Source organism: Methylobacterium sp. OAE515 (assembly GCF_041806315.1).
GTDB classification, from domain to species: Bacteria; Pseudomonadota; Alphaproteobacteria; order Rhizobiales; family Beijerinckiaceae; genus Methylobacterium; species Methylobacterium tardum.
On record NZ_JBGMUV010000001.1, the window covers coordinates 2,915,001 to 2,935,458 of the forward strand.

The window sequence follows — 20,458 nt, forward strand, 5'->3', positions numbered from 1 at the left end:
CTATTACGCCCTCGACGCGGAAGCGCGCTACATCCTGGCGGGCCGGGTCGGGTTCGGCTCGGTCTCCGGCGCGCCGCTGGGTGACATCCCGGACAATTTCCGCTTCTTCGCGGGCGGCGGCGGCTCGGTGCGCGGCTATCCCTACCGGACCCTCGGTCCGATCGGGCCTTACAACCTGCCGATCGGCGGCCGCAGCCTGCTGGAAGCCTCGCTGGAGGCCCGCATCAAGGTCACCGACACGATCGGGGTGGTGCCGTTCTTCGACGCGGGCACGGCCTTCGCCTCCGCGGTGCCGGATTTCGACGAGAAGATCCGGAAATCGGTCGGCATCGGCCTGCGCTACTACACCGGGATCGGCCCGATCCGCGCGGATCTCGCCTTCCCGCTCGACCCCTATAAGGGCGGCCACGTACGACCGGCCGTCCTGTATCTCAGCCTGGGGCAGGCGTTCTGAATGGCTGTTATTCACGGGCTGACAGACGCGCGACGGGCCTTCGGCAGGGCGGGGCGCCTGGCCTGCATCCTGATCGGCCTCGCCGTTCTTCTGACGACGGCTGTCACGCTGACGCGCGCCGACGCGGGCGACAAGTCCGTGCTGGGGGGGCTGCTCTCCCGGGCGCTCTCGACCCCGTCGTCGCGGGTGGCCATCGGCGCGGTGGACGGTGCCCTGTCGTCCGACGCCACGATCCGCGACGTCGCGGTGAGCGACCGCGACGGTGTCTGGCTGAAGCTCGACAAGGCGCGGATCGTCTGGCGCCGGCTCGCGCTTCTGTCGGGGCGGCTGGAGGTGGACAGCCTCGAGATCGGGCGTCTCGAAGTGCTTCGCCGCCCGGTGCCCGGTCCGACCCCGCCCGAGGCCAAGCCCGACGGCAAGCTGCTGCCGGACCTGCCCGTGAAGGTCGAGATCAAGGGGTTCAAGCTGGCCGAGCTGGTGCTCGGCGAGGCGGTCGCCGGGCAGCCGGCCCGGCTCTCGGCCGAGGGGCGTGCGCGACTCGGCGCGGCGAGCGAAGGGCTCGACCTGCAGGCTCGGGCGCAGCGCCTCGATGCGGCCGGGCGGTTCCTGCTCAGCCTGCTCTACGTGCCGACGGGCGATCGTCTTGATGTGAAGGCAAACCTCATCGAGCCGGCGGGAGGCCTGCTCTCGCGGGCGGCCAATATTCCCGGGGCGCCGCCCATCGACTTCGATCTCGACGGGACAGGGACGCTCGACGCGTGGTCCGCCAAGCTCGACTTCGCCGCCGGGCCGGAGATCGGCGCCAGGGGCGGCGCGAAGATCTCCCGCATCGGCGCCGAACGCCGGCTCGCCCTCGATCTCGCGGCACGGATCGAAGGCCTCGTGCCGGGGCCGGCGGCCTCGGTATTCGCGGGCACGACCAAGCTCGAAGGTGGTCTGGCCTTCGCCGACAGCGGCGCCTTCCGGATCGACCGGCTGGAATTGACCTCGCGCACCGCCCGTCTCGCGGCGGGTGGCAGCCTGTCCAAGGACCGGATCGCCGACCTGACGCTCCAGGCCCGCGCTGTGCCGACCGAGGGCGTGGTTACTCGGGCCGGGGATGCCGAGATCGGCAAGCTCGTGTTCGACGGCAGCCTGAAAGGCCCGATCACGGGGCCGACGATCCACGGCAGTCTCGAAGCGGAGGGCCTGCGTAGCCGCGACTCGGCCCTGGAGCACATCGCGGCGCGACTTGGTGTCGAGCCGCAGGGCGAGGCCGCGGCGCAGCGTTTCGCGATCAGCGCGGACGGCACGATCGAGGGGCTGCGTCTCGCCGATCCAGCCCTGCGCCGGGCCGTCGGCAGCCGCGCGCAGCTCACGCTGCGGGCGACCGCCGGCCCGGACGGCGTGGTGGACGTCGCCGCGCTCCGCTTCGACGCCGAAACGGCGCGGGCGACCTATGCCGGGCGCATCGGCCAGAACACGCTGACCGGGACCGTCACCGCCGCCCTGCCGGATCTCTCGGTCTTCTCCGGCATCGCCGGGCGCGGCCTGGCGGGCAGTCTGGACGCCAAGGCGCGGCTCAGCGGCGATCCGGCCCGCAAAGCCCTGGCGGCCGATCTCGACCTGACAACGGCGAAGCTCGTCACCGGACTCGCGGCCGCGGACCGCGCCCTGGGACGCGCGCCGAGCCTTCAAGGACGGATCGCGCAATCCTACGACGGTTACGGCTTCGACCATCTGCGCCTGGATGGCACCGGCCTGACCGCGACGCTCCAGGGGGAGGCGACCTCGGCCAGAGCCGATGTGGCCGGCCGGCTCGACCTGAAGAGCCTCGCCGATCTCGATGGGCGTCTGACGGGGCGTGCCGGCATCGATGCACGGCTCACCGGCTCCCTTGAGCACCCGGACCTCACGGCGATCCTGACGGCGCCCGCGGCCACGGCCGACGGCAAGCCGATCCGCGACCTGCGGGTCGAAGCGATCCTGAAGGACGCACTTCTGGTTCCGGACGGCAGCCTGCGTCTCGGCGGCGACATCGGCGGCAAGCCGCTCACCGGCGAGGCCCACGTCGCGCACGCCGGTGAGGACTGGGTTGTCGACCGGCTCGCGCTGAATCTCGGCTCCGTCGCGGTGGAGGGGAACGCGCGGGTCGCGACCGAGACCTGGCTGTCGGCCGGTTCGCTGGCGGTGCGGGCCGGCAATCTGGAGGATCTCTCACCGCTGGCGCCGGAGCCGATCGCGGGACGGCTCGATGCCGGCGTGACCCTCACCCGGGACGGCGGGCGCCAGGATGCCGTCATCCGGGCGAGCGGGGCTGCCCTGCGCTACGGGACCTATGGCCTGACCCGGCTCGACGCCGATCTCAAGGGCCGCGACCTCAGGGCCCATCCGGTCCTGGACGGGCGCCTTGACGCCGACCGGCTGCTTGCTGCCGGACAGCAGATCGATGCGGTCCGGTTCGCCGCCGTCGGCAATCCGAGCGGCAGCGACGTGACGCTGACCGCCAAGGCCCGCGGGTTCGGACTCGACGCCGCCGCCCGGCTCGTTCCGGCCGAGGAGACGCGCATCGAGATCCAGCGGTTCGCGGCCGCCCGCGGCGCTGACCGCTTCGCCCTGAGCGGACCGGCCACGATCACCCTGCGCGACGGCGGCGCGGTGATCGACAATGTCGCGATCGCGGCGGGCTCCGGGCGGATCACGGTCGCGGGCCGGGCCGGGCGCGACCTCGACCTGCGGGTGGCGCTTCGCGCGCTGCCGCTCTCGCTCGCCCGGATCGCCGCCCCCGATCTCGCGCTGTCGGGGACTTTGGACGGCGAGGCCGAACTGCGCGGGCCGGCGGACCGGCCCGAGGGGCGCTACGCGCTCACGATCGCCAAGCTGGTGGCGCCGCAGACCCGGCAGGCCGGCCTGCCGCCGATCGATGCCAGCGCCAAAGGAACTCTGTCGGACGGGAAGGCCAGCCTCGACGGGCGCGTGACGGCCGGGCGCGGCGTCGCCCTGACGGTGGCCGGGACGCTGCCGGTCGAGCCCGGCGGTCCCCTCGACCTGCGCGCCCGCGGGACCCTTGAGGCGGCGCTGGCTAATTCCATGCTGAGCGTCGGCGGCCAGAGCGTTACCGGCCGGGTCGCGATCGACGGCGGAGTCACCGGCACGCTGGCGGCGCCCCGGGCACAGGGAGCGGCGGTGCTGACCGGCGGCAGCTTCACCGACCCGCTCAACGGTATCCGGCTCACCGCAATCGAGGGGCGGGTTACCGGCCAGGGCGACAGCCTCGTGGTCGAGCGGCTGAACGCCGCGACCCGCAACGGCGGCCGGGTTTCGGTCACCGGGCGTGTGGCCCTGCAGCCGGACTTTCCCGGCAGCTTCCACGTCGTGGCCGACAGGGCCGAGCTGGTCTCGAGCCCGCTGATGACGGCCGTGTCGAGCGCCGATCTCATGCTGGCCGGCCCGCTGGTGCGGACGCCGCGCATCGCCGGCCGGGTGAATGTCGTGTCGATCGACGTCGCTGTGCCGGATCGCCTTCCCGCGACCGTTCGGCCCCTGCCGGGCGTGCGCCACGTCAACACCTCGCCGGACGTCCGGGCGCGCCTGGCGCAGCGGGCTGACCGGAAGGCCGCGATCAGCCCGAAGCGGCGTCCGAAGAAGCCCGCCGTACCGTTCGACGCCACCCTCGACGTAACGGTGGATGCACCGAGCCGCATCTTCGTACGCGGCCGCGGGATCGACGCGGAACTCGGAGGTTCGCTGCGGGTCACCGGCACCTCCGCGGCACCCAACGCCGTCGGCGCCTTCGCGATGCGCCGCGGCCGCCTCGAACTCGTCGGACAGCGCCTCGATTTCAGCCGCGGCAAGCTGACCTTCGCGGGTAGTCTGACCACGCCCGAACTCGATTTCGCCGCCGAGACCAAGGCCGGCGACGTGACCGCGCGCGTCGCGGTCTCGGGGCCGGCGGACGCGCCGCAATTCGCCCTGACCTCCGACCCGGTCCTGCCGCAGGACGAGATCCTGTCGCGCCTGCTGTTCAAGAAGGCGGCCGGCGGCCTGTCGCCGTTCCAGGCCCTGCAGCTCGCGCAGGCGGTCGCGCAGCTCTCGGGCGGCGCCGCCGGACCGGACCTGTTCGAGCAGGCGCGCAAAGGCCTCGGACTCGACAGCCTCGACGTGTCGACCGGGGCCAGCGGCGGGCCGGCGTTGGGCGCCTCGCGCTACATCTCGGACCGGGTCAGCGTCGGCGTGAAGGCCGGTGCCAAGCCCGCCGACACGGCGGTTGGCGTCGATTTCGACGTGACGCGGCGGATCAAGCTGAAGGGTGAGGCGGGCAGCGACGGCCGCACCAGCCTCGGCGTGGGCGCCGAGTATGAATGGTAGCCGGCGGCGGACCCGCGGAGATTGGCCCAATCGGCGTGGCGGTTCGGGATCGACACGCCCGGTCAATGGTTTAGGTTCAGCTCAAGCGGCCGCGGCAGCCGCGGATCGGGCGGGAAACATCCAGAACGATGGACGAGCTTTTCGAGACGGACGACGACGTCCCAGTGCCGGAGGGCGGGTTCCTCCGGATGCTGCCGATCATCAACCGGCGCGGCCTGCATGCCCGTGCCTCCGCCAAGTTCGTGCAGACCGTCGAGCGCTACCAAGCCGCGGTCACGGTGACCCGGGCGGGCGAGACGGTCGGCGGCCGCTCGATTATGGGCCTGCTGACCCTGGGCGCCGCCATGGGCACCCGCATCGCCGTGACGGCCGTCGGTCAGGATGCCGAGCCGTGCCTCGACGCCATTGAGGCACTGATCGCCAACCGCTTCGGCGAGGACGAGTAGCGACTCTCAGGTCGCCTTCCCCGGCCAGGTGCACAGATCCGCGACGAGGCAGCGCGGGCAGGCCGGCCTGCGGGCCGTGCAGGTGTCCCGGCCGTGACGGAACAGCCAGACATGCGCGCCGTCCTTGAACCGCTCCGGCACGATCCGGGCGAGTCCGTCGGCGACGGCATCGACGGTGGCGCCCGGCGCCAGCGGGATCCTGTTCGATACCCGGAAGACGTGCGTGTCGACCGCGATCACCGGCTCATGAAACGCGAAGTTCGCCGTGACTTCCGCGCTCTTGCGGCCGATGCCCCGGCAGGCGGCGCATCTCAGCGGCGCTTTGCGGAACCGCGCCGCCGAATTCCGACATCAGGGCGGCCGAGAGCTTGACGATGTTGCGCGCCTTGGACGGCCCGAGCCCGACCGGGCGGATGATCTCGGTGATGCGCGCCTCGCCCAGATCCAGCACCCCGGCCGGATCCTGAACTTCGGAAAACAGCGCCTCGGCGATGCGGGACACGGTCGGCCCGGTGGATTGGGCCGAGAGCAGCACCGTCACGAGCAGGCGGAACGGGTCGGTCCGATCGAACGCGGCCTTCGGATCCGGGTCGGCCTCGGCCAGACGTGCGAGCACGGCCGCGACACGGTCGGCGTCTCCGGTCTCGGGGGGCGAGATCGCCCGGCCGGTGGACGTCCGGCGTGAGGCGGTCGGAGGACCGTCGGTTGTGTCGCGCGCCATTGAGGCGAGCTAGAGCCCCGGCGGGCGCTCCGACAGCCGCAACGCACGCGGCGGATTGACCGGTCAGACCCTCGCCCGCCGCCAGGGCACGGCGCTTGGCCCGGCGCCGAGATGAAGGGTTCCGGCCACGACCTCGCCGGCCCGGCGCAGGAACTCGACCCGCAGGGCGCCGCGGCGGGCGAACAGGCGGCTCACCACCCGGACGAACGAGGCCTCCGCCGGATCGGCGATGATCGGGCGTTTGGCGGTCCGGGCGTCGAGGGTGAGAAAGGTCTCGACCGCATCGCGCACCGCTTCGGGCCCGGTCACCGCGAGGATCTCGGATCCGGGCAGCTCCCAGCCCTCGGGCCTCACGCCGATGAGGCTGTCGGCCGGAATCCGCCGCGGCTGCGCCGCGCGGCGCGCCGCGAGGACGGGGCGGAACGGCACCGGGTTGCGCGCGGGCTCGACAGCTCCAGCGAGGCGGATCGTGCGGCGCAGCGCTCCGAGCCGGACCCGCAGGGCGCGATCCACCGCCTCCGCGGCCGCCGGCTCGACCAGGGCGGCGATCTCCGCCTCAACGGGCTGCCAAGCCCTGGCGCGGCCGCCTAGGACGGGGTGGGGCATCGCCAGTGGCACCACGCCGCGCAGCGCTTCAAGACCGGTCTCGGCATCCCGGTCCCAGGCGAGGGCCACCGCGATCCGGCGCCCGGCCGGACGGTGCTGGGCGAGCGGCAGCAGGTGATCGGGATCGCGCAGCGGATCGGTTACGGCATTCCTGACCAGCAGGGCCCGCCAGGCGGAGACAGACGTCGCATCCACGGCGCCGGGTCTGCGGAGATCGACCCGCCAGACCGCGCTGCTCTCGCCGCAGCCGGAAATCGCCTGCGTCGCGGGCGCCGGCCTTTCGAGCAGGCCGCCCTGTATCACGGTGAAGCGTGGCGCCATCGCCTGTCCTGCCTGTCGACGCGTCGTCCCATTTCGGGACGATCCGGCGCTGCGGAAGCGCCATTCGGGTCGATGGGTTCAAGGACGATGCCGCGCGCCGGCCCTCAGAAACCCGACAGCGCGAGGGGATTGTCGGTGAGGGCGGCGGCATCAGGGGCGTCCACACGCGGGCGCCCCAGGAACGCGTCCCACAACTGATGCACGAAGGCCGGATCCAGGTCGCGCAGGATCAGCACGAGCCGGGACGTGTGGTCGGGATCGGGCCAGGCCGGCAGCGTCAGGGGCGCGTGGAACACGTGCTGCACTCCATGGACCACGATGGGGTGGTCGGGATCGTCGGCGAGCGCGACGATACCCTTGAGCCGCAGCAGCTTCGGCCCATGGCCTGACCGCAGCAGATCCATGAACATCTCGAAGGCGGGGCGGGGCACCGGGGCTTCGCTGGTCAGGCACAGGGCCCGGATCGACGCGTCGTGCCGGTTCACGTCGTGCGCGTGGGGATCCGCCTCCGCCAGCGTTGCGTCACCGAGCCAGGCCCGGACGTCGGCCGCCTTGCCGTCGAGGCCGAACAGCCCGCCGAGCAGCGCGTCCGCGGGTTCCTCCGGCAGGACGATCGGGGCCGCCGGATTGAGCGCGGCGAGCCGTGCGCGGATCCCGGACGTATCGCCCGCCAGATCCGCCTTCGTGAGGACGAGCCGGTCGGCGACCGCGGCCTGCCGCACAGCCTCCGGATGGGCGTCGAGGGTCGCCGCCCCCGTGACGGCATCCACCACGGTCACGACGGCCTGAAGCCGATACCGGAGCACGAGATACGGGTGATAGATCAGCGCGTGCAGGATCGGCGCCGGGTCGGCGAGGCCGGTGGTCTCGATCACCACGCGGCGGAACGGCCGGATCCGGCCGTTGTCGCGCTTGCGCAGCAGATCCTCCAGCGTCGCGATCAGGTCGCCCCGCACCGTGCAGCACAGGCAGCCGGCGCCCAGAAGGATCATGTCCTCGTCGACCGTCTCGATCAGGAGGTGGTCGAGACCGATCTCGCCGAACTCGTTGACGATCACCACCGTATCGGCGAGCGCGGGGTCACGCAGGAGCCGGTTCAGCAGCGTGGTCTTGCCGGCGCCCAGGAATCCGGTGAGCACGGTGAGCGGGATCGGCTCCGGGCGGCGGGGATCCGGAGCAGGCGCGGGACTGAGTGACATGGGCGTCGAAGTGGGGTCTGCCGGCGCCCGCGGCAACGCGCCGGCGCCGAGCGGCACGTCCTATTCGTCGGCCGCGGCTTTCTTGGCCGCCGGCTTCTTGGCCGCCGACTTGCCGGATGACTCCTTGGCAGGCGCCGCCTTGGCGGGCGCTGGCTTGTGCGCGGTGGCCTTCGCGGCCGGCTTCGACAGGCCCTTGCCGGGCTTGGCCTCCGGCATCGACGGCGTCTCGACGGCGGTATAGGCGCTGGCGGCGTGCGGCAGCGGGCGGCCCGCCTTCGCGGCGAGTTTCGGCGCCGGCTTGGCCGTCGTCTTGGCGGCCTCCTTAGCAGCCTCTCGGGCAGCCTGGGCACGCTCCGCCCGCGCCTCGCGGGCCTGCTTGGCCGCCTCGAGGGCGGCGAGACGCTTGGCCTTGGCGGCCTCGAGCTTCGCCGCGCGGGTGTTGGCGGCCGCAGCCTTCTGCTCGGCCTCCTGGCTCTCGAGGATCTGCTGACCCTCGGCCGGATTGCGGCCGATCCAGACGGCGATCGGCTGGAGGGGAGCCCGGGGCGGCAGGCTCCGGGCGCGCAATGCTGGGTTCGAGAAGGCGGCGAGCGCGAGGGCCGGAGAATTGGCCGCCGAGCCGCCGATCAGCTGCGCTGCCGACCCGGGGGCGCTCAGCGCGCCGGGCCCGTCCTCGATGGCGGGCGGCTTCTTGCCACCGCACACGAAGGGCCGCATGTCCGGCGGCGCCGGCAGCGCCGAGGCCGGCAGCGCCTCGAGGGTCGGGCTGGTCCAGCCCGCGCTCTGGCCGAAGGCGTAGTCGAACAGGTCGGCGGTCTTCACGTCGCGCTCGCGCGGGCTCGGCTGGCCCATCACGATGGTGACGATCCGGCGGCCGTTGCGGGTCGCGGTCGCCACCACGTTGAAGCCGCCCGAACAGATGAAGCCGGTCTTCATCCCGTCGGTGCCGGGATAGCGGCCGAGCAGCCCGTTGTGGTTCGGCATCACGGCGCGGCCGAACTGGATCGCCGAGATCGAGAACAGGTCGTGCGAATCCGGGAAGTCGCGGATCAGCGCCCGGGCGAGCACCGCCATGTCGCGGGCCGACGTCCACTGGCGGGGGTCGGGCAGGCCATTGGGATTGTACCAGTGGCTGTCGCGCATGCCGATCCGCACCGCGGTCTCGTTCATCATGGCGGCGAAGGTGTCGATCGAGCCGCCGAGATTCTCGCCGATCGCGTAGGCGATGTCGTTGGCCGACTTCACCATGATGATCTTGAGGGCGTTGTCGAGGGTGAGCTGCGTCCCCGGCTTGAAGCCCATCTTCGAGGGCGGCTCCGCGGCGGCGGCCGCCGAGATTGTGATCATCGAATCGAGCGAGACCTTCCCCTGCCGCACCAGATCGAGGGCGACGTAGGTGGTCATCACGCTTGGTGATGGAAGCCGGGTACCAGGGATCGGTCGGCGCCTGCGCGTAGATCACCTTGCCGGAATCCACGTCGGCCACCAGGATCGGCACCGTGACGGCATCCGCGGCGCGGATCCCGATCAGGCTCGTGCCGAGGAGACCCGTCAGCGCCGCAAGCCCGACGGACAATCGCCGGAGGAGAGAAGAGGACATTCGAGCCCGACTCGTCAGAGGATCGCCAGGGTCGACGCCGAGGCGTCGGCCTTCCGGCCGCCGGCCGGATACAGGCACAACCCGGACGGCCGCGTTCGGTCGCCGCGCTGCATCACGGCATGAACGGGTCCACCGTGGCAAGAGCAAGGCGAGACCGCACGGCGGGTCTGCGCGGCGTGGTTGTCGGTGGTCCACAAGCCGTCCACCGCCTATGTGCAGGCGGCGCGTCGCGCGGGACGATGGCTGGGACGACAGTGGCTTACGCGGTCAAGGAGATTTTCCACACCCTTCAGGGCGAGGGCGCCCAGGCGGGGCGCGCGGCGGTGTTCTGCCGGTTCGCCGGCTGCAATCTCTGGTCCGGGCGCGAGGCCGACCGTGCGGCGGCGGCGTGCCGCTTCTGCGACACCGACTTCATCGGCATGGACGGGGAGGGCGGCGGGCGCTTCGCCGACGCCGACGCGCTGGCCGACGCGATCGCCCAGAGCTGGGCCGGCGGGCCGGAGAACCACTACGTGGTGTTCACGGGCGGCGAGCCGCTGCTGCAGCTCGACGAGGCTCTGATCGCGGCGGTCCATGCCCGCGGCTTCGAGATCGCAATCGAGACCAACGGGACCTTGCCGGCGCCACCCGGCATCGATTGGATCTGCGTCAGCCCGAAGGGCGGCAACGCCCTCGCGCAGACCACCGGCCACGAGCTGAAGCTGGTCTACCCGCAGGCGGACGCCGACCCCGCCGACTTCGTCGGCCTCGGCTTCCGCCACCGCTTCCTCCAGCCGATGGACGGGCCGGACCGGGTCGCCAGCACGGAGGCCGCAATCGCCTATTGCCGCCGGGACGCCCGCTGGCGCCTGTCGCTGCAGACCCACAAGATCATCGGCATCCCCTGAGCCGCGCTCACCCGGGCATGGCTCGGCGCTGGGCCCGTGCGGCCCGAAGCGCGGACCGCGCCGCACGTCCGGTGACCGATTGCGGATCGGGCTCGTGGCCGGCCAGCGCCGCCCGCCGCAGGGCGGCGAGCGCCGGATCGCCCCAGTCATCGAGCAGGCGACCGAAGGCGGCGTGACGCTCGGCATCGAACGGCACAGGTCGGCCCATGGCATCCTTGCAGGGATGGCCCGGGTGCAGGCTGGCGCACGGCACCCAGCCGGACGGGATCGGCGCGGTTGCCGCGTGAGTCCGCCGGAGCCGCAGGAGTTGGGGCAGCACATGGCTGTGCGGCCCCGGGGGCGTCGTCCCACCCGCCGGTGGGATCGGCGTGTAGACCTCGATCCGCCCGAACCGGGCGACGAATACCCGATGCGGGCTCAAGGCCGCCAGGGCAGCGCGGAGCGTGTCGCCCGCGGCAAGGAGCGGGCGGCCGAGTCCGGCCCGGAGGCGATCGATGGCCGCCGGTTCGGCCACGCGCACGCAGGCATCCACCGCCTCGAGGCCCAACCCGAGATCGAACAGGATGCCCTCGCGATCCTGCGGCCGCGCAGCCGCCGCGTCGGGTCCGAGCTCGGTCAGGACGATGCGTCGGCCCATCGCACAGGCATCCGTCGGCAGGCACAAAGCGACCGTCTGGCTCCAGCCGCCCGAGAAGCCGGTCTCGTAGGCGAATGGCCTCAGATCGGGAGACGCGGTCAGCGCCACGGCTCCCCGGCCGGTGACCAGGCCGATCCGGCCATCCGCAAGGGTCCGAACCGCCTCTCCTGGACCCAGGCAAAAGACCGCGACAGCTCCGTAGCTGCCCAAGCTCCAAGCGCAGGCCGGATCGGCGAGTTGCTCGAGCAGCAGGGCGGGCACGGAATGTCCCGATCCGCCCGTCATCAGCTCTCCTCGCGAACGGCAGCGCATGGACAACGCCTTGACACGGCCGGCGAATGACCGGAAGTCGCGGGCCGATCATCGCGGTTGCGTTCGGCGCGGCGGCTGCACGGCTCGGAGCCGCAGAAGCGGCAGCGTCCGCTGAGCCTCGCGACAGGATCCGCGGGAAGGGCGCTGGCATGGACGTCATCGAGACCGAGATTCCGGACGTGAAGCGCATCGTGCTCAAGCGCTTCGGCGACGCACGCGGCTGGTTCTCCGAGACGTTCCGGGCCGATGCCCTGGCACGCGCCGGCATCACCACCGCCTTCGTCCAGGACAATCAGTCCTTCTCGGCGCCGCAGGGGACGATCCGCGGCCTGCACTTCCAGATCGCCCCCCGGGCGCAGGCCAAGCTGATCCGCGTCCTGCAGGGCGCGATCCTCGACGTGGCGGTGGACATCCGCAGCGGCTCGCCGACCTTCGGCAAGTTCGTGGCCGTGACGCTCGATGCCGACAAAGGCGAGCAGCTGTTCATCCCGCACGGCTTCGCGCACGGCTTCTGCACCCTGACCCCCGACGTCATGGTCGCCTACAAGGTCGACGATTACTACAGCCCCGAGCACGACCGGGCCCTCGCCTGGAACGATCCGGAGGTCGGGATCCCGTGGCCGGTCTCGTCCGAGGCGGCGATCCTCTCCGACAAGGACCGCCGCGCCCCGAAGCTCGCCGATCTCGGGCGGGTGTTCTGATATCCGCGGGACGCGGCCGTAATTTGGTCACGCCGGCCGGTCTTCTGCCCCGTCATTCTGCTCAAGACGATTCATAAGAGGGTTATTCGCCATGCGCATCCTGGTGACCGGAGGCTGCGGCTTCATCGGCTCGGCGCTGGTGCTGCACCTCGTCAACGACCTCGGCCACGAGGTCTGCACCCTCGACGCGATGACCTACGCGGCCAATCCGGTCTCCCTGGCCACGCTCGCCGACAACCCGCGCCACCGCCTGGTCGAGGCCGATATCTGCGACCGCGAGGCCGTCCAGAAGGCCTATGCCGAGTTCAAGCCGCAGGCGGTGATGCACCTGGCCGCCGAGAGCCACGTTGACCGCTCGATCACCGATCCGGGCGCCTTCGTGCGCACCAACGTCATCGGCACCCAGACCATGCTCGACGGCGCCCGCGGCCATTACGAGGCCCTGCCGGAGGCCGAGAAGAAGACCTTCCGCTTCCTCCACGTCTCCACCGACGAGGTCTACGGCTCGCTGCCGCCGGGCGCGTTCTTCACCGAGGACAGCCGCTACGATCCGCGCTCGCCCTACTCGGCCTCGAAGGCGGCGTCCGACCACCTCGCCCGCGCCTGGCACGAGACCTACGGCCTGCCGGTGCTGGTGACCAACTGCTCGAACAATTACGGGCCGCGGCACTTCCCCGAGAAGCTGATCCCGCTGATGATCCTCAACGCCCTGGAGGGCCGGAAGCTGCCCGTCTACGGCGACGGCCTGAACGAGCGCGACTGGATCCACGTGGAGGACCACGCAAAGGGCCTCGTGGCCGTGCTGGAGCGCGGCCGGATCGGCGAGACCTACCTGCTCGGCGGCCGGGCGGTGCGCAACAACCTCGCGGTGGTGAAGGCTTTGTGCGCGGCCTTCGACCGGCTGCGCCCCGAGAGCGCCCCGCACGAGCAGCTGATCAGCTTCGTGGCCGACCGTCCAGGCCACGACCGGCGCTACGCCATCGACTGCACCAAGGCCGAGACCGAGCTCGGCTGGCGCCCGCAGAAGAACTTCGAGCAGGCGCTGGAGGCGACGGTCGCCTGGTACCTCGACAACGAGAGCTGGTGGCGCCCGATCCGCGAGGGCCGGTACAAGGGCGAGCGCCTGGGGCTCAACGGCTGATGGACATCCTCGTCCTCGGCGGCGCCGGCCAGGTCGGCACCGAGCTGCAGGCGCTGTCCTGGCCCGGCGACGTGTCCGTGCACGCGCCCGGCCGCGCGGACCTCGACATCACCGACCCGGACGCCGTCGCGGCGGCGCTGACGGCCCGGGACTACCGCGCGGTGATCAACACCGCCGCCTACACGGCCGTCGACAAGGCCGAATCCGACGTGGTCGCGGCGTGGCGCCTTAACGCACTCGCGCCGGCGATCCTGGCGGCCGCCACGGCAGCGCGGCAGATCCCGTTGGTCCACGTCTCGACCGATTACGTGTTCGCCGGCACTAAGCCGGACGGGGCCTACGCGCCGGACGACGCCATCGACCCGCAGAGCGTCTACGGGGCCAGCAAGGCTGCGGGCGAGCTGGCGGTGCGGACCGGCAATCCGCGCCACGCGATCGTCCGGACCGCCTGGGTGGTCAGCCCGCACCGGGGCAACTTCGTCAAGACGATGCTGCGGCTTGCGGCCGAGCGCGACGCCCTGACCGTGGTCGACGACCAGCACGGCTGCCCGACCTCGGCCGCCGACCTCGCCGTGGCCCTCGCGACGATCGCGCAGCGCCTCGCCACCGATGCGGCGGCGCCGACCGGCACGTTCCACTGCGTGAACGCTGGCGACACCACGTGGCGCGGCTTCGCCGAGGCGATCGTGGCCGGCTCGGCCCGCCGCGGCGGCCGCTCGGTGCCGGTCAAGGGCATCCCGACCTCCGCCTACCCGACCCCGGCCCGGCGGCCGGCCAATTCGCGCCTGTCCACCGACAGCCTCACGGACGCCTACGGCATCGCGCCGCGGCCCTGGCAGGCGGCGCTCGACGATATCCTGGACCGGCTCGTCGGGCCGGTCTCAGAGGGAGTTTCCAAGCCATGAAGGGCATCGTTCTGGCCGGCGGCTCCGGCACGCGGCTGCACCCGGCCACGCTGTCGATCAACAAGCAGCTGCTGCCGGTCTACGACAAGCCGATGATCTACTACCCGGTCTCGGTGCTGATGCTGGCCGGCATCCGCGAGATCCTGATCATCTCCTCGCCCGAGCATCTCGACAATTACAAGCGGCTGTTCGGCACCGGCGAGCAGTTCGGGCTTCAGTTCTCCTACGCGCTGCAGCCGCGGCCGGAAGGCCTCGCCCAGGCGTTCGTCATCGGGCGCGACTTTGTCGGCGACGACGACGTGGCGCTGATCCTCGGCGACAACCTGTTCTTCGGCGCCGGCATGGGCGAGCTTCTGGAGCGCGCCGCCGGCCGCCGGCAGGGCGCGACAGTGTTCGCCTATCACGTCGACAACCCGCAGGCCTACGGCGTGGTCAATCTCGACAAGTCGGGCCGCCCGACCAAGATCGTCGAGAAGCCGCAGAACCCGGAATCGACCTGGGCGGTCACGGGCCTGTACTTCTACGACAACCAGGTTCTCGACATCGCCGCCGACGTGAAGCCCTCGGCGCGCGGCGAGCTGGAGATCACCAGCGTCAACGAGGCCTATCTCCAGCGCGGCCAGCTTCATGTCGAGCGGATGTCGCGCGGCTACGCGTGGCTCGATACCGGGACCCACGACAGCCTGCTGGAGGCGAGCGAGTTCGTCCGCACCCTGCAGCACCGCCAGGGCCTCCAGGTGGCCTGCCTGGAAGAGATCGCCTACCTGCAGAAGTTCATCACCCGCGACCAGCTCGTGGCCCGCGGCGAAATGTTCGCCAAGACCGCCTACGGCCAGAACCTGCTGCGGCTCGCGCGCGAGAGCGAGGACGACCTGCGCCTGCGCCGGGGCAAGTAGCGGTCCGACCGGCGGTCGACGGCCCGGGCCGGGTCACCGGGCGTTGCAGCCGATGCAGATCCCGCGCATCAGCCGGTCGTTCTGAACCTCGCGCTTCGTCCGGTCGCGCCTGGCGTTCGGCGTGGCCGCCCCGGCGCCGCGGCTCGGCGGCATGACGCGACCGACCGACGAGGTGTTCGGCGCGGCTGCGGTCGAGGCGGGACCGCGGCCCGTGCCGGTCTGAGACTGGGCCGGGTCGAGGGCCGACATCAGGACCACAGCGAGGATCGAGGGACCGAGGATCGTGATCGGGCGGGTCATCGTGCGAAGGGCTCCGTGCCGGAGCGTAAACGCGACCGTGACCGCCGGGTTCGACGCGGCGCACGTCCTCCACCTTCGTCCGCCTTTGCAGACCCGGCGCGGCCCCTTATCAGGGGCCGACAGCCGCCCGTCGACGATCTGAAGAGCCGGAACCTCGGAGCCGCCGCGACGATGCGGGACCCCAACGCGATCGATTTCTGGCGCGGCTTCGCCCTGGTCACGATCTTCATCAATCATATCCCGGGCAATACCTTCGAGCGGTACACCTTCTCGCAGTACGGCATCTCGGACGCGGCCGAGCTGTTCGTCTTCCTGGCGGGCTGGTCGATCGGCATCGCCACGCGGGGGCGCGACGGCGTGCCGGAGCCGCCGGGACGCAGCGTGGTGCGGCTCCTGGCGCGCACCGTCGAGGTCTACCGCGCCCAGCTCACCGTGATGCTGCTGGCGCTCGCGATCATCGCCGGCGCGGCCCTGCTGCTCGACAACCCGCTCATCCTCGAATGGCACAATGCGGGCGGGTTCTTCGCGGACCCGATCCAGTCCGTCTGCGGCATGGCCCTGCTGACCTACCAGCTCGGCTATTTCAACATCCTGCCGCTCTACGTGCTGCTCATCGGCGTCGCGCCGGTCTTCGTGCTGGTCGGCCGCTTCAGCCTGATCGCGGCCCTGGCGCTGTCCGGGAGCATCTATCTCGCGAGCCTCGTGTTCGAGTGGAACGTGCCGTCCTGGCCCGGCGAGGGCGACTGGTTCTTCGACCCGCTCTGCTGGCAGCTCCTGCTGGTGCTGGGCTTCGTGCTCCAGGGCTGGAACCTGCGCTCCGACGCCCTGCGCCGCTGGTCGCGCCGGCTGTTTCCCGCCGGCATCGCCATCGTGCTCCTCGGGATCGTGCTCGCCGTGACCGAGATCCGCCCCGACCCGATGGTGGTGCCGGAGCCGCGCCTGCTCTTCACTTTCGAGAAAACCTATCTGACGCCGGCCCGACTGGTTCATTTTCTGGGGGTATTGTTAGCGTTTGCACCGCTTTACGCAGTACTGGTCCCGCGAATCGGCCGCATCGCCGGTTATCTCTCTCAGATGGGCCGGAACTCCCTGGCTGTCTTCTCGATGGGCTCGATCCTGAGCCTGATCGGGCAGCTCGTGCGTTTTCAGACCGGCGGCGGCTTGCTGATCGATATGCTGGTCGCCGGCTCGGGCCTCGTGGGGCTGGGGTTTACGGCATGGTTCGTCGAATGGCGCAGCCGCAGCAAGTCGTCACGACCGCGCCCGTGATGCAGGCGTGTCGCTCCGTGTTGCCGCTCCGCACCGGCCTGTTCGGGGCCGCAGCCATCCTGCTGGCGATCCTGGGCGCACCGGTCGTCGCCCAGCAACCCGCCGATGCCGGATCCGGCGAGCCGGGTCTGTCCATGGAATGCCGCGTCCCGGGTGCGCAGCTCTACACGGCCGCCAAGCTCGGGAGCGTCAAGGCGGCGCTGACGGAGAACCGGCCGATCAAAATCCTGGCGATCGGCGGCAGCGCGGCACCGGGCGCGTCGGCCTCCTATCCGGCGAAGCTGGAAGCGGCCCTGGAACAGGCGCTTCCGAAGGTCGACGTCGTGATCGACCACCGCGGCCTGCCGGGCGAGATCGCCTCCGGAGCCGCCGAGCGCGTCCGCACCATGGTGGCCGAGGCCGAGCCCGATCTGGTCGTCTGGCAGGTGGGGACGCACGACGCCATCGCCCGCGTCGATGCCGACGCCTTCGCGAGCGCGCTCAACGAGGCGGTCGCCTGGATCCGGTCTCACGGAATCGACGTGGTGCTGGTCGATCCGCTCTACACCGCCAGCATGGCGGCCGACGCGGATTACAACCGGATCGTCGAGGCGGTGCGCACGGTCGCGACACAGCAGCAGGTGCCGCTGGTGCGGCGCTACGAGGCCCTCCGGTACCTGTCGCGGCGCAGCGACAAGGGCGAAGGCCATATGCTCGGGCGCCAGTTCCGGCTCAACGATCTCGGCCTGCGGTGCATGGCCGAGCACGTGGCCCTGACGATCGCCACCTCGCTGATGCGGATGGACGTGCCCGCGGAGCCGAAGGCCAATCCGTCGACAAAGCCCTTAACCGAGCCGCAACGCGCCCCGGGCTAGATCCGACAACCAGAGGTCGGCGTCCCGCCGGACCCGGGTCCGGCGCGGAGCGCGTAGTGTCAGCCACGGCTCTCCCCGCCCGCGCGATGAGACGCCTCCGCGGATTGCGCAGCGGACCGCAGCGAGCAGCCCTCACGGTCTTCGCCATCCGGGTCGGCTCGGCCGGCTTCGCGTACGGCTCCCAGGTCCTGGCGGCGCGGCTGATGGGGTGGGATGCCTACGGCATCTTCGCCTCCGTCTGGGTCTGGACCGCGATGCTCGGCCATACCCTGACCCTGGGGCTGTCGCAGGGCGCCTGCCGGTTCGTGCCGGGCGATCAGGCGCAGGGCGATCTCGACCTGGCGCGCGGCTACATCCGGGCCGGCGCGCTGATGACCGGCGGTGCGGCGCTCGCCGTCGCGGGCCTCGGCGCGGCGCTGCTCATCCTCGAGCCGAACCTGTTCGCGCCGGCCTACCGGGCGCCGATCGCGGTCGCCCTCTGCGTCATGCCGTTCTTCGCGCTTCAGGACTATCTGGAGGGCGTGGCGCGTAGCCAGAACTGGGTCGGTCTCGCCATCGCGCCGCCCTATCTGCTTCGGCAGACCCTGATGATGGCCTGCATGGCCGGGGCCGTCCTCGTCGGCGCGCCGCCGCGCGCGGAAGTCGCGATGGCCTGCATGCTGGCCGCCGCGGCCGCCGCGACGGCGCTGCAGGCCGGCCTCCTCGCCGCACGGCTCCGGAAGGCCCTTCCCGCGGGCCCGCACCGCTACCGCTGGCGGAACTGGCTCGGCGTCAGCCTGCCGATCGCCGCGATCGACCTCGCCAATGCCGGCTTCACCTTCGTCGACGTGATCGTGCTGGGGGCGCTGGTGAGCCCGGCCGAAGTCGGCCTCTATTTCGCGGCGACGCGCATCCAGCAATTCGTCGTGTTCGTGCATTTCGCGATCAGCGCGGCGACGCTTCAGCGCTACAGCGCCGCCCAGGCCCAGGCCAACCGCTTCCTGCTGGCCGAACTGGTCCGGCGCCAGGGACGGACCACGGCGGCCGCGACCTTCGCGGTCGGGGGCGCAATCCTGGCCGCGAGCCCGCTGCTCCTGGCGATGTTCGGCGCGGATCTCGGCGCGAGCGTGCCGATCCTGTGCGTGCTCCTGGCCGGAAGCGTCGCGGCGAGCCTGTTCGGGCCGGGCGAGGATCTGCTGACCATGCTGGGCGGCGAGCGCCTCTGCGCCGGCCTCACCGCCGGGACACTGATCGCGGCCGCGGGCCTGTGCTTCGCACTTGTTCCGGCCTTCGGACCGCTCGGGGCCGCCCTGGCGGTCGCCCTCGCCACCGTCGCGCGGGCCTGGCTTCTCGCCCGCGCCGCCGGGCAGCTTCACGGGCTCCCGACACCCGTCTGGTCGGCGGGAGCGGTCGGATGAGCCCGGTCGCGGCGGCCGCCCAGGGCAGCTTCGGTCTGTCACACGCCTGCGACGGACCTCCGGATGCGGCCGACTGGGATACCCTGTTCGCCTCCGGCGTCGCGCCGCACCCGCACGTCTCGCGGCACGTGATCGCGGCGCACCGGAGCGCCGGCCTGCTGCCGAACGGCCTGCGATTCGTGACCATCCGGAACGGAGCGAAGCTCGTCGCGCTCCTGCCCTATACGATGGCCCGCGACATCACCGGGCTTAGCGGCCGGGTCGCACGGCCCGTCCTGTCTCCGTTCATGACAGCCTCGGCACCGCTGATCGCCGACGGGCCACACCGGGCCGCGCACGCGCAGGCCCTGGTGGACGGCCTCGCGTCCGCGTCCGGCGGGCGCGCCTGGCGGTGGCCGTTGCTGCCGACCGAGGACGGCGCCGGACCGGTCATGCTGGCGGCCATGCGGGCCCGCGGCTGGGCGATCGGCACGGTGTCGGACTTCGATCGTCCCGTCATGGAGCGGCGGGCCGATCACGACGCATTCCTGGCGGGCCATCCGAACCGCGCGCGGTTCAAGGATCTGCGCCGCCGGGCCCGCCGGCTCGCGGAGGCCGGCACCGTCGCACACGAGAGCGCCGCCTGCGGGGCGGATCTCGAACGCCTCGTCGCGGCATTTCTCGACCTGGAGCGCGCGGGCTGGAAAGGACAGGCCGGCACGGCCATGGCATGCCGGCCGGAGACCGTCGCGCTTGCCCACACCCTGTTCTCCGCGGGATCCGGTCCGGTCGGCGTCCGCGCGGATGCGCTGACCCTTGACGGGCGCCCCATCGCGATCAGCCTCGCCCTTGTCGGTGCCGGCACCGCGACCCTGCTCAAGACGGCCTACGACGAGACTCTCCGCAGCCACGCACCGGGGCTCCTGCTCGAGGCCGAGATCGTGCGCGCCTGTCACGAGACCGGCTTCGCCGACCGACTGGATTCGGCGACGCTTGAGGGATCGGCCTTGGAAAGCCTCTATCGCGACCGGACGCGGATCGCCGAGATCATCGCCGTGCCGCCCGGCAGCCACGCCCTCTCCCTAGAGCGGCGCCTGCGGCTCGCGCGTTTCGAGGCGCAGGCGCGCAGCACGGCCAAGCGCGCCCTCGGGCGGCGCTAGGCCGGTTCTACAAACGCGGCTGAGGATTCTGCAGAGCTTTGGCTTCAGCAGGGAGGCCAGCGGATGTCGCCTGGGCCTGGCCGCTGTTCCCTAACAGCGATCGACCTTCGCACATGGTGATGACCCCCGCCGTCATTCCGGGGCGCCGAAGGCGAGCCCGGAAGCCAGAACCACCCTCGGTGCAGATGCTTGCCGCGTCGGCGGCTCTGGATTCCGGGCTCCGCTGCGCGGCCCCGGAATGACGGGGCGGGATCGTCTCGGCAGCCCTAATCCGGAGAGCAAGACTGAGAACGTCTCGTCAGGGCGAGCTGGAAATTCTGAGGCGT

18 protein-coding genes and 1 pseudogene (1 of these 19 running past the window's edge) are annotated in these 20,458 nt (G+C 71.6%); 12 read left to right on the top strand and 7 right to left on the bottom strand.

Annotated features, from left to right (window positions below; genetic code table 11):
• The 3 genes from ABIE45_RS14320 to ABIE45_RS14330 form a co-directional block, all read left to right on the top strand.
• Positions 1-454 carry the 3' portion of a BamA/TamA family outer membrane protein gene (locus ABIE45_RS14320; protein ID WP_192708492.1) on the top strand. 1,502 nt of this gene lie to the left of the window's left edge, so 454 of the gene's 1,956 nt are visible here — the last part of the coding sequence; its start codon lies off the left edge, out of view; it ends in the stop codon at positions 452-454.
• The gene (locus tag ABIE45_RS14325; protein WP_192708493.1) at positions 455-4,801 is read left to right on the top strand and encodes a translocation/assembly module TamB domain-containing protein; all 4,347 of its coding nucleotides are present in this window, start codon (positions 455-457) and stop codon (positions 4,799-4,801) included.
• Between the two features lie 128 nt (positions 4,802-4,929).
• Positions 4,930-5,247: an HPr family phosphocarrier protein gene (locus ABIE45_RS14330; RefSeq protein WP_192708494.1), complete on the top strand. Its 318-nt coding sequence runs from the start codon at positions 4,930-4,932 to the stop codon at positions 5,245-5,247.
• A gap of 6 nt (positions 5,248-5,253) precedes the next feature.
• Here ABIE45_RS14330 and nth (ABIE45_RS14335) read toward each other — a convergent pair whose 3' ends face one another.
• The 5 genes and pseudogenes from nth (ABIE45_RS14335) to ABIE45_RS14355 form a co-directional block, all read right to left on the bottom strand.
• Positions 5,254-5,487, bottom strand: a complete 234-nt coding sequence (gene nth, locus ABIE45_RS14335) for an endonuclease III (protein WP_373622348.1) — start codon at positions 5,485-5,487, stop codon at positions 5,254-5,256.
• A 4-nt stretch (positions 5,488-5,491) separates the two neighbouring features.
• Positions 5,492-5,968: an endonuclease III gene (gene nth, locus ABIE45_RS14340; protein ID WP_373622349.1), complete on the bottom strand. Its 477-nt coding sequence runs from the start codon at positions 5,966-5,968 to the stop codon at positions 5,492-5,494.
• 63 nt (positions 5,969-6,031) lie between these two features.
• On the bottom strand, positions 6,032-6,895 hold the full coding sequence (locus tag ABIE45_RS14345) for a GNAT family N-acetyltransferase (RefSeq protein WP_192708495.1): 864 nt from the start codon (positions 6,893-6,895) through the stop codon (positions 6,032-6,034).
• Between the two features lie 104 nt (positions 6,896-6,999).
• A complete protein-coding gene (locus tag ABIE45_RS14350; RefSeq protein WP_192708496.1) occupies positions 7,000-8,094 on the bottom strand; it encodes a GTP-binding protein in 1,095 nt (364 codons plus the stop codon).
• Between the two features lie 60 nt (positions 8,095-8,154).
• Positions 8,155-9,694, bottom strand: a pseudogene (locus ABIE45_RS14355) (D-alanyl-D-alanine carboxypeptidase family protein).
• A 254-nt stretch (positions 9,695-9,948) separates the two neighbouring features.
• On the opposite strand from ABIE45_RS14355, the gene queE reads away from it, so the two are divergent.
• Positions 9,949-10,581 (top strand): 7-carboxy-7-deazaguanine synthase, encoded by a 633-nt coding sequence (gene queE, locus ABIE45_RS14360; protein ID WP_192708782.1) that lies wholly within the window; start codon positions 9,949-9,951, stop codon positions 10,579-10,581.
• A 7-nt stretch (positions 10,582-10,588) separates the two neighbouring features.
• Here queE and ABIE45_RS14365 read toward each other — a convergent pair whose 3' ends face one another.
• Positions 10,589-11,503: a hypothetical protein gene (locus tag ABIE45_RS14365; protein WP_192708498.1), complete on the bottom strand. Its 915-nt coding sequence runs from the start codon at positions 11,501-11,503 to the stop codon at positions 10,589-10,591.
• A gap of 176 nt (positions 11,504-11,679) precedes the next feature.
• Between ABIE45_RS14365 and rfbC the strand changes: the two genes are divergently transcribed.
• The 4 genes from rfbC to rfbA all read left to right on the top strand — a co-directional run bounded on the left by rfbC (position 11,680) and on the right by rfbA (position 15,173).
• Complete coding sequence (gene rfbC, locus ABIE45_RS14370; protein WP_192708499.1) at positions 11,680-12,231, top strand: dTDP-4-dehydrorhamnose 3,5-epimerase; 552 nt, start codon at positions 11,680-11,682, stop codon at positions 12,229-12,231.
• A gap of 91 nt (positions 12,232-12,322) precedes the next feature.
• Complete coding sequence (gene rfbB / locus ABIE45_RS14375) at positions 12,323-13,372, top strand: dTDP-glucose 4,6-dehydratase (RefSeq protein WP_192708500.1); 1,050 nt, start codon at positions 12,323-12,325, stop codon at positions 13,370-13,372.
• A complete protein-coding gene (rfbD, locus tag ABIE45_RS14380) occupies positions 13,372-14,277 on the top strand; it encodes a dTDP-4-dehydrorhamnose reductase (RefSeq protein WP_192708501.1) in 906 nt (301 codons plus the stop codon). Before rfbB ends, rfbD begins: the two co-directional genes overlap by 1 nt.
• Entirely contained in the window at positions 14,274-15,173 is a 900-nt protein-coding gene (rfbA, locus tag ABIE45_RS14385; RefSeq protein ID WP_192708502.1) for a glucose-1-phosphate thymidylyltransferase RfbA, read from the top strand. The genes rfbD and rfbA overlap by 4 nt, the downstream gene beginning before the upstream one ends.
• A 33-nt stretch (positions 15,174-15,206) precedes the next feature.
• On the opposite strand, the gene ABIE45_RS14390 is transcribed toward rfbA, so the two are convergent.
• On the bottom strand, positions 15,207-15,473 hold the full coding sequence (locus tag ABIE45_RS14390; protein WP_192708503.1) for a hypothetical protein: 267 nt from the start codon (positions 15,471-15,473) through the stop codon (positions 15,207-15,209).
• 171 nt (positions 15,474-15,644) lie between these two features.
• Here ABIE45_RS14390 and ABIE45_RS14395 point away from each other — a divergent pair, with 171 nt between their 5' ends.
• The 4 genes from ABIE45_RS14395 (at position 15,645) to ABIE45_RS14410 (ending at position 20,132) form a co-directional block, all read left to right on the top strand.
• Positions 15,645-16,742, top strand: a complete 1,098-nt coding sequence (locus ABIE45_RS14395) for an OpgC domain-containing protein (RefSeq protein WP_192708504.1) — start codon at positions 15,645-15,647, stop codon at positions 16,740-16,742.
• 134 nt (positions 16,743-16,876) lie between these two features.
• Entirely contained in the window at positions 16,877-17,596 is a 720-nt protein-coding gene (locus ABIE45_RS14400) for an SGNH/GDSL hydrolase family protein (protein ID WP_373622883.1), read from the top strand.
• Between the two features lie 86 nt (positions 17,597-17,682).
• Positions 17,683-18,993, top strand: coding sequence for a lipopolysaccharide biosynthesis protein (locus ABIE45_RS14405; RefSeq protein ID WP_210331778.1), 1,311 nt, complete (start codon positions 17,683-17,685; stop codon positions 18,991-18,993).
• Positions 18,990-20,132 (top strand): GNAT family N-acetyltransferase, encoded by a 1,143-nt coding sequence (locus ABIE45_RS14410; protein WP_192708507.1) that lies wholly within the window; start codon positions 18,990-18,992, stop codon positions 20,130-20,132. The genes ABIE45_RS14405 and ABIE45_RS14410 overlap by 4 nt, the downstream gene beginning before the upstream one ends.
• The last annotated feature ends 326 nt before the right edge of the window (positions 20,133-20,458 follow it).